Origin of the sequence: Roseofilum halophilum BLCC-M91, assembly GCF_030068445.1 — a bacterium.
GTDB classification, from domain to species: Bacteria; Cyanobacteriota; Cyanobacteriia; order Cyanobacteriales; family Desertifilaceae; genus Roseofilum; species Roseofilum halophilum.
In genome coordinates this window covers 1-12594 of sequence record NZ_JAQPOK010000034.1, presented here as the reverse complement: position 1 = coordinate 12594, position 12594 = coordinate 1, and the positions used below count along the sequence as shown (strand labels likewise).

The 12594-nt window shown below is 46.2% G+C and carries 12 protein-coding genes and 1 pseudogene; 7 read left to right on the top strand and 6 right to left on the bottom strand.

The window, feature by feature from the left end; translation table 11 throughout:
• The 3 genes and pseudogenes from PJF56_RS04220 to PJF56_RS04210 all read right to left on the bottom strand — a co-directional run.
• Window positions 1–597, bottom strand: a pseudogene (locus PJF56_RS04220) (hypothetical protein); the annotation flags it as partial.
• Window positions 598–1039: 442 nt separating this feature from the next.
• Window positions 1040–2806, bottom strand: a complete 1767-nt coding sequence (locus tag PJF56_RS04215) for a PEP-CTERM sorting domain-containing protein (protein ID WP_283761395.1) — start codon at window positions 2804–2806, stop codon at window positions 1040–1042.
• A 130-nt stretch (window positions 2807–2936) separates the two neighbouring features.
• Window positions 2937–4055: a trypsin-like serine protease gene (locus tag PJF56_RS04210; RefSeq protein ID WP_283761394.1), complete on the bottom strand. Its 1119-nt coding sequence runs from the start codon at window positions 4053–4055 to the stop codon at window positions 2937–2939.
• 316 nt (window positions 4056–4371) lie between these two features.
• On the opposite strand from PJF56_RS04210, the gene PJF56_RS04205 reads away from it, so the two are divergent.
• Window positions 4372–5319, top strand: a complete 948-nt coding sequence (locus PJF56_RS04205) for a DUF1517 domain-containing protein (protein WP_283761393.1) — start codon at window positions 4372–4374, stop codon at window positions 5317–5319.
• Between the two features lie 132 nt (window positions 5320–5451).
• Here the strand turns inward: PJF56_RS04205 and PJF56_RS04200 are convergent, their stop codons facing one another.
• A complete protein-coding gene (locus PJF56_RS04200; protein ID WP_283761392.1) occupies window positions 5452–6069 on the bottom strand; it encodes a DUF938 domain-containing protein in 618 nt (205 codons plus the stop codon).
• An 87-nt stretch (window positions 6070–6156) separates the two neighbouring features.
• On the opposite strand from PJF56_RS04200, the gene phnD reads away from it, so the two are divergent.
• From phnD to PJF56_RS04175, 5 genes are all read left to right on the top strand, one after another.
• Window positions 6157–7239: a phosphate/phosphite/phosphonate ABC transporter substrate-binding protein gene (gene phnD, locus PJF56_RS04195; RefSeq protein WP_283761391.1), complete on the top strand. Its 1083-nt coding sequence runs from the start codon at window positions 6157–6159 to the stop codon at window positions 7237–7239.
• 3 nt (window positions 7240–7242) lie between these two features.
• The gene (locus tag PJF56_RS04190) at window positions 7243–8955 is read left to right on the top strand and encodes a c-type heme family protein (RefSeq protein ID WP_283761390.1); all 1713 of its coding nucleotides are present in this window, start codon (window positions 7243–7245) and stop codon (window positions 8953–8955) included.
• Window positions 8956–9026: 71 nt separating this feature from the next.
• Window positions 9027–9383: a slr1659 superfamily regulator gene (locus PJF56_RS04185; protein WP_283761389.1), complete on the top strand. Its 357-nt coding sequence runs from the start codon at window positions 9027–9029 to the stop codon at window positions 9381–9383.
• 1 nt (window position 9384) lies between these two features.
• Window positions 9385–9696 (top strand): nucleotidyltransferase family protein, encoded by a 312-nt coding sequence (locus PJF56_RS04180; protein ID WP_283761388.1) that lies wholly within the window; start codon window positions 9385–9387, stop codon window positions 9694–9696.
• Entirely contained in the window at window positions 9683–9823 is a 141-nt protein-coding gene (locus tag PJF56_RS04175) for a ribonuclease HepT family protein (RefSeq protein ID WP_283761387.1), read from the top strand. The genes PJF56_RS04180 and PJF56_RS04175 overlap by 14 nt, the downstream gene beginning before the upstream one ends.
• Here PJF56_RS04175 and PJF56_RS04170 read toward each other — a convergent pair.
• Together PJF56_RS04170 and PJF56_RS04165 are read right to left on the bottom strand one after the other, a co-directional pair.
• Entirely contained in the window at window positions 9800–10255 is a 456-nt protein-coding gene (locus tag PJF56_RS04170; protein ID WP_283761386.1) for a hypothetical protein, read from the bottom strand. The two genes, PJF56_RS04175 and PJF56_RS04170, sit on opposite strands and share 24 nt — an antisense overlap.
• Window positions 10248–11717: a site-2 protease family protein gene (locus tag PJF56_RS04165; RefSeq protein ID WP_283761385.1), complete on the bottom strand. Its 1470-nt coding sequence runs from the start codon at window positions 11715–11717 to the stop codon at window positions 10248–10250. Before PJF56_RS04165 ends, PJF56_RS04170 begins: the two co-directional genes overlap by 8 nt.
• On the opposite strand from PJF56_RS04165, the gene PJF56_RS04160 reads away from it, so the two are divergent.
• A complete protein-coding gene (locus PJF56_RS04160) occupies window positions 11716–12396 on the top strand; it encodes an MBL fold metallo-hydrolase (RefSeq protein WP_283761384.1) in 681 nt (226 codons plus the stop codon). The genes PJF56_RS04165 and PJF56_RS04160 overlap by 2 nt on opposite strands.
• The last annotated feature ends 198 nt before the right edge of the window (window positions 12397–12594 follow it).

The following is a 12594-nucleotide window of genomic DNA, read 5'->3' as shown; positions in this document are numbered from 1 at the left end:
ACCGGAATCAAACGTAAAATTAGGTTGGGAGATGTCTAAAACTGGGGTCGTCTCATCCCTGTCTGCTTCTGTCTCTTCTTCACTCTCTTCGGCAACCGCAGTCTCCTCTGTGTCTGGGGTTTCCGCTTCTTCGGGTTCGCTAGAGTTCGCCGACAGAGCAGAAATCAGTTCGCCATCGGGTTCAATCGTTTCGTTGCTTTCTACACCGGGACTCTCTCCACCCTCTTCAGTGCCTTTGGGTTCCGGGAGCGAGTCAAAAAAGGGCAGTTCTTCTTCTATTTCTAGCTCGGTTTCTGAGTCGGTGGCTTCAGGAAGGTTGCTCTCTTCTGTATCATCGGTCTCGTCTGCATTACTAACCTCTTCCGAGTCAGTGTCTGGAGTTGCCTCTACCTCTTGGGTTTCAACGCTCTCAGTTTCTGTAGTGTCTCCCCCCATGTTAACTTCTACATCTGTAACCGGGGTTTCATCTCCTCCATCAACGTCTACAAATCCGGAAGGGGTAAGGATGGGTTCGAGGATGAAGGTTTGACCTGGCTCGGACTGGGGTTTAGCGGTTTTAGGAGCGTTTTGACGACGGAGGTTTTTGAAGATGCTCATGATGGTAGGGATTCACCGGAATCGTGAAAAATGACAGAGTATGTGCAGAGTGGATTAAATTTACCCCTCTATAGGGTTCTCGTTTTTTTCCACCTGTTTTTATGCAAGACGCAACAATTCTTTACATCATCCCTGGGATTGATGGTGTGGAGACCTCGAAATGGGTTAAAGTATAGCGCTTTCTGCTTCGCAGACATGAAACGCGCGGTAATTAGGTAAGAGGTAATGGGTAATTGGTAGTCAGGTCGCAGAATGGGATCGCGCCTTGCTATAGCTTTGATATCGAACAAGCGGGCAAGATGCCATTTTCCAGTATTTGTAAACACTATAGAGCGCAGCGCTATAGCGGGCATTTTGCCCGCTACATTTTTAATTATGGTATTTCCGCTTCGCGGACATGAATCCGCAGTCATCTGAAAACCCGGTTTCTGAGTTGATAGGTCTACCGGCGCTGTTGAACTCCCTTATTCAACAAGAACCCTGTGCCAACCAGAATCAAGCCGAACAGTGCTGATGGTTCTGGAATATCAGAAGAGTCTTTCTGGATTCTGGCATACATATCGAAGCTGATTGTCTCCGTATTCGCATCGAGTTTGATGGGGAAAACATCAGGATTACTTGGATCGACATTCAAGCCTAAAACACTAAAGGCTTTTACCCCAGATCCTTCAATCAACAGATCGCCCAATAACCCAGCATAATCGCTGAAATTGACGCTATCCCCGGCTGTAAATTCACCCAGAAAAATATTGTCAACCATGACCTTAAATGGATCGGTAAACCCAACGGGAAGATTCATAATTTCGGTAAACAGAGAATCTGAGGTCATCTGATAGTCAAAGCCATAAGCAGAGGGCGGATCGTACCATAGTCTCGGTTTCGCATTGCAAAAACTAAAGGTTGCACCATTTTGCACACAATTGGGCATAAAGGGATTAAATTGAGAATCACCAAACTTGTTAGCCCGATAAATTCCTTGAGTGCCATTATCTAATCTCGCCCAGAAACTGATCTCATTATTATCATTGAAACTCTCCCGATCCATGGCCAAGTCAAGGACTTTCGCACCATTCAGGGTAGAGCCAACACCAATGACTTTATCTTTTTGAGCGTCAGCACCAATAAAAATCCCCTTACCTACACCAATTTGATTGGCCATGAATGCCACAATATCTCTATTATTGATGGCGCTTGTGCCAACATGCAAAAAGGTGGACGGGTCATTACGAGTCGTAAAATTATTCCCGACTACCATTTGACCCTGAACACCATTGGAGGAAAAAATCAACTGGCCTGGCCCAGCATTGTGAGCGTAAGCAGAAACCAAATCGTTGTCGTTGATATTGGGTTCTCGGTAGTAGTTTAACCAAAAATTTTGACCTCCCTGATCCGCCATAATCACGGAGATGGGCGAGCCAGGACTGCTGGTAAAGATGCCGTTTTTGCTGGCAAAACCTACATCACCGTCATTGTTAATGGTGGGTGATGTGGGAATTAAAGGACAAGCCTGACTGCCTGCACCCAAACCCGTACAATCGGTGATTTTGTGAGTTGTTGTTCCGTCACTGGTAAAAACTTCCGATCGCGAAAAGCTAGAGATTGAGGAAATCGGACTATTACTGGGAGGAATGGCAGCAAGAAAGGCAACTGTGCCATCATCATTGATGGAAACACCAGGGTAAATGCTGGTATACGGATCGCCAATTTTGGCAATCTGTTTGGGCGGGTTTCCGACTACGCCATCATGGGTAAAAATGCCCGTTTCTCCATTTTTCTTTGTGGCAAAAAACGCAACGGTTCCCTTGTTATTGATCGCCATCCCTTGACCGATACTCTTGAAGCCAGATGTGGCTGAGGTATCGATAATTAATTGAGGTGGATTATTGCCAGTCCTGGTATAGATGCCCTGAATGCCCTTTTCTTCTGCATAGTAAGCAACGGTGCTGGTAGTGGTATTGACGGCAACACCCCGGCGTTGAGGCGTGTTGACAATTTCTGAGAACAGAGAACTGGGCTTATAACTCGACATTCCCCCTTGAGTTCCTAATCCCATGCCAAGGTTGTCATAAGAACTGCCAAAAGGATTGGCTTCGGTGGTGGCAATGCGGCTAAAGGTAAAATTGGCTTGAGCGGGAAGGGAGACGATTAAATTGCATAGGGATGCCATCATTGAGGTGGCGGCAATGAACGGAAGAGATTGAAGTTTCATCAGTATCTCGTAGGTTGAACGTTTGGTTGTTGACAATCTGAAGCCAGCAGGAACAGGAGGTGGAAGGCAATCTTCCACTCTCATCGATTTTCTGTAGCCCTAGGGCTGACTTCTTAATGGAGCCAGATGGTTATTTTTTACGTGCTGAACGGAACCGGAGCTTGACTAAGAATGCACCGACTAAACCTAACCCGAAAAGACTGCTTGGTTCTGGGACATTGGCGCGATCGGCATAAAAACCCGTATCCTCAAGAACACTGATGCTATGGTTCGGGTCAAAGTAGTCATATTCTGGGTTAAGCTCCATTAGAGAGGGAATCAAGGAGCCACCAGGGGGAGCCGCAGCAGGGGCGGGTACACTGGGATTAGACTGAGCAATTGTAGACCTAGACCCTCCAAAAAACTTGCCGAGTGCATTTAATCCTCCCCAAATCCAGTTTTTCTTGGTGGAAACACGGGTGGAGGCAGAGGTGTCTCTGTAGCTGGCATTGGTGTTCCCATCACGGGAACTGATAAAGGAATGAACCCCTGCGACTCGGCCGTTAATAAACAGGCCTCCACCGCTATCACCGGAGGCAAGTTGATACTCTAAATTCAGAGGTTGGCTTAAGGAGTCCCACCATCTGCTGGTACGAGGGTCGTCAAAGTCAGAGACCAAAACATTGGTACTGTATCCTAGTCGATTACCTGTGCCAATGATGTTCTGTCCAGCTCGCTTGGTTCCACCGCGATGAATCGCTCCGGTGAGACCTGTACCGGTTTTGCCATAGCCAACGTAAGTGCCTAGGCTGATGTCTTCATTAAAGCTGGTGTAGAGTGAGGCAGGATTGACTCCCCTGACGGATTTAGATAGGGCGAGAAGGGCGATGTCATTGCCTAATCTTAGGTTGCGACCGGTTGAAAACCAATCTCGATGGGCGGTTAATCCGGTGACAGAATAACGATTATTGCCTACCCAGAATGTGCCTTGATTCATGTATGAGCCATTTTCGACACAGTGGGCGGCGGTCATGACATATCGGGAGCCAATGAGCGTTCCGGAACATGCCCAGCTACTGCTTGAGTTGCGGGCACTGAGATATCCGACACTGGGAAATAGGTTGGCGAGACTCCGATATTGGGAGTCGGAGCGGTCGTGACGGATTGTACCCGCTTGCACGGGGGTAGCGATCGCACTCAGTCCAACGGTAGCGGTCAGTGCTAAGAGTGTAGAGGATAATGAAAATGATTGGGTTTTATAGTCTTCCATGGTGATTGTTTCTCAATCTAAAAAGATTGCAAACTGAGTATCTGTCCTGCATAGATTCACTAGAATCGTCAGTAACAGCAGAGTATGTGCAGAGTGGAATATATGAACCCCTCTATAGGGTTCTCGTTTTTTTCCACCTGTTTTTATGCAAGACGCAACAATTCTTTACATCATCCCTGGGATTGATGACCCAACCTGTGCAAAGGGGGATAACCGACAATCCCAAGATTTGAATCTAAAGATACTTTAAAGGGAGGAGAACATGATCTGAGTTCCCCTCTAATTGTAGTAATCACGATGTTCAAGAGCATAACCCATGAAAAATCAATCTTGGCTCAATGGAAAAACCGCGTGGAAATCCCTGGTACTCATCGTTTTAATGGTTGGCCTCACGTTGGGTAGTGCCAGCAGTGCCCTAGCAGCCAGAAGCGGCGGACGCATTGGGGGCGGCTCTTTCCGCGCTCCCAGCCGCAGCTATAGCGCCCCTAGCCGCACCTATACGGGCGGTGGATACGGGTTTGGGGGGGGATTCGGTTTTCCCTTTTTACTGCCCTTCTTCGGCTTTGGAGGGGGATTTGGCGGGCTGTTTACGATCCTGATTTTTGTGGCGATCGCCAATTTCCTCATGCAAACGGTGCGCCGTCTCAATGATGGGGATGGAGACATGCTCACCGGTAGCTCTAATCCCACGGCTTCCGTTGCCCAAGTGCAAGTGGGACTCTTAGCCGATGCTCGCAGCTTGCAAACAGACCTAGACCGGATTGCCGAAACGAGCGACCCCAGTACCGGTTCTGGACGTGCCCAAATTCTGCAAGAAGCGACCCTTTCCCTGTTGCGTCATCCAGAATACTGGGTGTATGGCAGTGCCGAAAGTTCTCCAGGACGGTTAGATACGGCGGAAGCGAAGTTTAACCAATTGGCGATCGCCGAACGCAGTAAGTTCACCGAAGAAACCCTCTCCAATTACAATAACCAACTCAAGCAAGCGGAAAGTAAGGGCGCATTACCGGGAGAAGCAACCGATGAGTTAGAACAAGCATCTGGGGAATATATTGTCGTGACCTTAGTTGCAGCCACATTCGGTAAACTAGAATTACCCACCATTAACGGTTCCCAAGACTTACGCCGTGCCCTGAGTCAAATCGGATCGTTAGGAGAAGATAACCTCTTGGCTATTGAAGTCCTCTGGACTCCCCAAGCCAGTGGCGATACCCTGACTAGCGATGATATCTTAGCCGCTTATCCCAATTTGAAATTGGTTTAAAGCTTTAGAAACCGGGTTTTTTCACCGATATCGGTTCCGAGGCAAAAGCGACCTGAAAAACCCGGTTTCTTGGATTGAGGGAGGAGTGGGAGCATCTTGCTCCCTGGTCACAATAGAAACGTTAAAACAGCCTTAAACTCGCTCAAAGACAACCGAGAGATTATTGGCAGGCATCTCTAGAGTTTCTAAATGACGCAGATGGTGAGCCTGAGCCACCTCAATCACATCCTCTAAATTACGCACCCCCCAAAGGGGGTTAGACCAGCGTAACGAGCGATCGAACGCCGCATTACTCGGAGCCGTATGTTCTCCCTCTTGTTTGTATGGCCCGTATAAATATAAAATTCCCTGGGACGGTAAAACTTCTTGAGCGCCTTTGAGCAAACCTAAGCCGACTTCCCAGGGAGAAATATGAATCATATTAATACAAACTATAGCCGTAATTTCTGATTGATATCCTCCCAAATTCCAAGGCAGATTTTGGGCATCTAAACGAATTGGAGGATACAAAAAATCACTAGGATAATGAGCTTGCCAAGCCTTGATACTCTCAAGTAACTGAGGATTCAAGTCTGAAGGTAACCAAGCTCTCGGTTTTAAGCGAGGGGCAAAAAATACGGCATGTTCCCCAGTTCCACTAGCCACTTCTAGAACCGTTCCCTGTGACGGTAACACTCGTTCTAAAACATTTAAGATCGGTTCTCGATTCCGTTGAGTTGCGGGGGCAGATTGTCGTAAATCACCAGTCATGGATTTGGGATTAAATTTAAGTTCAGGTAATCTTCATTTTAAGATGGCTGGACTCAAATTGACAATCGATTGGGTTTGTGCCACAGTATGCAAGATCTGAGTCTAGATATTGTTTATGATTTACCTAAAAAAAAATCCCTTTGTTCCTTCATTTTACTTTCCCTAGTGTCTACGCCGCTCTTAATCAGTTGTACGGCGGGTTCTAGCCCAGAAACGACGATCGCAGAAATTGAAGCAACCGAAAGTGAATCCGCCGAGTCCTGCGCCCCAGAAATCACCGAAGTAACTTTCGGCATTCTAGCGGCTGAATCAGAAGAGACATTAGAGGAAATTTGGACTCCCTTATTAGAGAAAGTGGGAGAAGCGATCGCCCGGCCAGTATTGCCGTTCTACGGAGATTACGGTGACTTAATTGAGTCTATGGGAGAAGCAGAGATTCAAATCGCTTGGTATGGTGGCAAATCCTATATTGAAGCAGCCGAAAAATCCCAAGCCGAAGCCTTTGCCCAAACCGTGAGCAGTCAAGGCTATTTGGGATATTACGCCCATCTGATTATGCATAAAGATCATCCCTTATTAGAGCAAATTAATCTAGAAGAGGGAGATGGCGATCGAGTTATTTTAGACAATAGCCAGGATCTGACCTTTGCCTTTAATGACCGGCAATCAACATCCGGATTTCTGGTTCCGACTTACTATCTATTTATTCAAAATAATTTTGAACCCCAAGATATCTTTCAATCCGTGTCGTTTTTAGGCTCCCACGAAGATACAGTCTTAGCGGTTGCCAATCAAGAGGTAGAGGTGGCGACGAATAATAGTGAAGCATTGCAGCGCTTAAAACAATCTGATCCAGAAGCCTTTGAAAATATTCGCGTGGTTTGGACTTCTCCCGTTATTCCTGGAGATCCCTTGGCCTATCGTCAAGATTTACCCGAATGTCTGAAAACGGAACTTCAGGACTTTTTCTATCGCTTTACTGACCGAGACATCCTAGAACCTTTAGTGTGGTCGGGATTCGATCCAGCCAGCGATCGCACCTGGAACGTGATTCGAGAATTAGAAGCGGCTAGAGCGATCGAGGCTATTAAACAGGATGATACCCTAACTGAATCGGAAAAAGCCACTAAACTAGAAACATTACAACAACGGCTTAAAGAACTTCAGTAAACGATGTCTATCCGTGTCAAATTCATCCTGGTTACCCTCGCGTGTTTGGTGGTCGTCATGGCCACTGGCGCTTGGTACATTCATCAACTGCAAGTTCAGGTTTTGGAGAAAGAAGCCCAAAATCGGACTGAACTGGTGCTGCATTTTACGCAAGCCACCCAAAACTATATGACCCACTCCCTACGACCTTCTGTCGAGCAAATAACGGACGATTTACCCATTGAGGTTTTATCTGCCAATTTTGCTACTCGTGAAGTAGTAAAAGAGTTTAATTTAGCTCTGCCTGAGTATACTTACAAACCCGCTACCATTAATCCCACTAATCCCATTAATACGGCCAATGACTTTGAAGTGAGTATTATTGAAAAATTCCGTCAAAATCTTAAGCTAGAAAAATTGATCGGTTATACAACCTTAGATAATCAAGAACGCTTCTATTCAGCCAGTCCAGTCCATGTGTTCGCCAGTTGTTTACGATGCCATGGAGACCCGAAAGTTGCGCCCAAACCCATTATTCAACGCTATGGAAGTACCAATGGTTTTGGATGGCAAGTGGGGGATATTGTGGGGGCGTTGATGATTTATGTTCCCATTGCCGATTTACGGGCTAATTTTGCATCTACTTTGCATAATTTATGGTTGACGTTTACCCTATTAACTTTAGTGGTTACCATTGTGATTTATTTTTGGTTTGGCCAATTAGTAGCTTATCGTTTAACTCGGATTTCTGAAGTGATGAGCCAAACCGCAGCTAACCCGACTTCTAAGTTAACCCTTCATGACCGCACTAAAGATGAAATTGGTCTGATGGCTCGGTCATTTAATCGGATGGCGGAATCGCTCTATATTCTCTATACCCAACTTGAAGAGAAGGTGCGAGAACGGACGGCTCAGTTAAGTCAAGCGAATGCCCAAATTAAAACGCTCAATCATAAATTGCGGGCGGAAAATACTCGCATGAGTTCAGAGTTGGACATTTTACAAAAGATGCAAGCGATGATTCTGCCGAAACCTGTGGAGTTAGAGGCGATTCAAGATTTGGAAATTTCTGGATTTATGCAGCCTGCTGAGGAAATTGGGGGCGATTATTATGATGTTTTACAAACAGATGAAGGGGTAACGATTGGGATTGGGGATGTAACGGGGCATGGCTTGGAAAGTGGAATTTTAATGGTGATGACGCAAACGGCGATTCGGACATTAAAAGAAAGTCAGCAAGAGGATATGGTAAAGTTTGTTGATATCCTTAATCGTACCCTTTACCACAATGTGCAGAGGATGGAAGCGGATCGAGATTTAACGTTATCGATTTTGAATTACGATCGCGGAAAATTGCAAATTATTGGGCAACATGAGGATGTGATTGTAGTGCGAGCGTCTGGAGACATTGAGCAGGTGAGTACGGTGGATTTAGGGATACCGATTGCCTTTGATGAGGAAATTACGCCGTTTTTAGACCAGGTTGCTCTAGAGCTAAACCCTGGAGATGGCATGGTTCTCTATACGGATGGGATTACGGAAACTGAAAACGATCGACAACAGGCTTATGGAATGGATAAGTTATGTGAGGTAATTCGTAACCATTGGGATCTTAGGGTTGAGGAGATTAAAGACGCGATATTGAATGATTTTTATGGGTTTATTGGGGATCAAAGTCTGGCGGATGATATTACGGTTTTGGTGATTAGGAGGAAGATAACGGGCGATCGCCTCTAGTTGCTGATTATTTTTGTTCGTGCTACAATTTAAGATTAGAAAAATTCTGATATCACGTTGCCAGAGGAACAATGACGATTACAGAACTACGAGAGGATGATTACTGTATTCACTATGATTCCTCATTAACTACAGTTTTCTTTGAGGGTAAATTAAGCCTCAGAGATCCCTCGGAGTACCGCCCCATCACTGAGTTCCTAGAAAACGTGGTTAATTCTAAATCAGAGGATTTAACCCTGGATTTTCAGAAGCTAGAATTTCTGAATAGTTCGGGGATTCGAGTTCTGTCTAAATTTGTTTCTAATCTCAGAAAAAATAAGATAGAGGTTCAGCTCACTGTTTTAGGATCGAAAGAGATTACCTGGCAAAGCAAATCTTTACGAAACTTACAGAAGTTTATGCCGAATTTAGTTTTGAATTTTCAATAATATGGTAACCCAAACATTACCCATTAATATTTCTGAGGAGCAGATTTCTCAGTTTTGTCAGCGCCATCATATTCAGAAACTGTGTTTGTTTGGTTCAGTGTTAAGAGATGATTTCACCCCAGAGAGTGATGTGGATTTTTTGGTTACTTTTGAACCAGATTATATTCCGGGTTTAATTCGTTTGGCAGGCATGGAAATTGAGTTATCTAACTTAATTGGACGGAAAGCTGATTTACGCACAGCAGGCGATCTAAGTCGTTATTTTCGGGAAGAAGTATTAGCGGAAGCAGTGGTACAATATGTCAAACCATGATGATGAAACTCGGCTACGCCATATGTTAGATGCTGCCCAAGAAGCCTGTGGATTTATTCAAGGCAAAACGAGATCGTCTTTAGATAGCGATAGAATGCTGAGTTTATCCTTTTTTCAATTGATTTAAGCGTTCGATCGCATCTCCCAAGGCTGAAGTTAAGTTCTGACGGGTTTGGTGATGTTGTGTCTTTTCCGTTTGCAGATCGTGAGATAGGGACTTAACCGTTTGCAGGAGGCGATCGCGCTCTTGTAGAATCTCCACTAACTTAGCTTTCGCCTCCTCCACCGACTCTAGCTTGTCTAGCTCTTCTTCCACCAGGGTGATATCCCCAGATAACTGAGGTTGGGGTGGCTCTGTATTCTCCAACTCATGTTGAAGCCGTTGGAGTTTCTGCGCCGCTTGCTTCGCATCCTGACGGCGCTGTTGGGCCTCCGTTTCATAAAGGCGCTGCCAATTGGCAGCACTGGCGTAAGCCCGATCGCACTCCTGTTGCAAATCCCTCATTTGCTCTTGCAATTGACGAATTTGCTCTAACCACTTGCGGATATCATCAGCCATAGAACCATTCAATTAACGTAGGGGGAGCCGGTAACACAATCATCACCAAAATGACCAAAGCCAATAATCCCAGGAGATCCCGACCATTATCCAATTCTGTCACATCATTTAACGCCGGTTCGTCGGCGATCGGCATTAACAGTAAAAAGATCGCCCACCAGAGGAACTCCTGGCGCAAAAAGGCCAAAATCAACACCAATAACCGGGACACCTGACCAATAGCAACGGCTGTTCGTTGACCAAACATAGCATGAACCACATGGCCCCCATCCAACTGACCCACCGGAATTAAATTCAGAGCGGTAATCACCAAACCCAAAAAGCCAGCCACCGCTACGGGATGGAGATTCACAGCCATATCGGCCGTTAACTGATGCCCCAAGGCAATTTTACTGAGAATGGCTAACAGCACCGTAGCTTTAGGATTAAGGGAATCAAAATTAAACATGCTGGTATTTTCCGAGGCCGTAATCACATCGGAGAGGGACAACCCCCAGAGAAAGATGGGAATGGTGACCACTAACCCAGCTAAGGGGCCGGCAATTCCCACATCAAACAGAGCCTTACGATTGGGCATGGGGGAGCGAATTTGGATAAAGGCCCCAAAGGTTCCCAGGAAAAAGGGCACAGGGATAAAATAGGGCAACGTAGCCTTAATTTTGTAGCGCCGAGCCATGAGATAATGGCCCAGCTCATGGATGCCCAAAATGGTCATTAAGGCGATCGCATAAGGCAGACCCGGAGCCAAAAGACTGGGATTTTGCAGCAACAAATTGGGGTTATTTTCCACTTCTGGAGAGACCCGATCGGAAAATGCCAGGGTTCCCATCAGTGTGGTGGTTAAGACCGTTAGAGCCAACAATCCCAAAGCGGTGAGCGGTCGAGTGAGTCGAGGTTGGGGGGTTTTAGCCTGAAACTGGGGATTGGGAATCAAGATAAAAAACGGCTTACTCTCAAATCCTTCTTGAAACACAATCAAAAAGCGATCGCCAAACTGAGCCTCAATCTTCTCCCGCACCGTCTGATAAGCCACATCTGAAGAAGTACGCAATTGACCCCGACAAATCACCACCGGGCCCTTACACTCCGTCTCATGGAGCGCATAGGCAGACCAAGGAAAACACTGTTGCAATTGTCGCTGTTCTTCCACACTCAAGGGCGCAGGCATAGAAGCCTTAGATTCCTCTTCAGACTCAGGTTCAGGCTTATTTTGCAGCGCAGTGCGTCCCACTTGAATTAAATATAAATACAACATAGAAGAGAAAACAAACAAGGCAACCATCACCCCCAAAGGTGGCGGGTTCTCTTCTCCCTGTACCCATATCCATACCGTCCAGGCCAAGGCCGGAGTCATCATCACCAACCACAAAATCCACACTGGGGTGTTTGTGCTGCTGGCCACACCACGCTGCACAATAAAATATGTGATTAGTCCAAGCAACAGTAGAAATAACAAAGTCATGGCATCTTCATATCGTGGAAATCCCAAGGATCGGAACCTACCTCCAAAACAACCCAAAGTTATTTTGGAAAACCGGTTCGCCTTTCCTCCCAATCGAGAGACCTTGGGAGCAACCTCCTATTTCATTGTAGGCAATGCAGGCAATATCCTCATTGACTGTCCCGCTTGGAATCAGACCAACCAAGACTTCTTACAAAACCAAGGAGGCGTACAGTTCCTATTTTTGACCCATCGGGGGGCGATCGCCAAAGTTCGTGAAATTCAACAAACCTTTAACTGCCAAATCATCATCCAAGAACAAGAGGCCTATCTTTTACCCAAATTGAGTGTAACCCCATTCCAGCACCAATTCACCTTTTCTAACCAACAAATCCAAGCTTTGTGGACTCCCGGCCATTCTCCGGGATCTTCGTGTCTCTACGATCCATCCCTAGGAGGCATCCTATTTACCGGTCGTCATCTGCTCCCCGACAATCAAGGCCATCCCACCCCCCTACGCACCAGCAAAACCTTCCACTGGAAGCGACAACTCGCCAGCGTCCAACAGTTGTTAGAGACCCTTAAAGACAAACCCTTAGAATACCTCTGTCCTGGAGCCAATACCGGCTTACTGCGCGGTCAAGGAGTCATTCAGCAAGCCTATCACCACCTAACCCAACTTAACCTAACCCCATCATAAAATTCATAAAACGACGGAGGAAGCACCAGATGCAAAGTACAACATTAGCTCCTAAACCACAGCAAGTTTCCCCAGAAAATTGCATCATTTTGCGAAGTGTAAGCTGGTCAACCTATCAGGCACTGATGGCAGATGTTGGCGAAGATCGGGCGTGGAGAATTGCTTATGATAAAGGAGTCTTAGAACTGAGGATGCCAT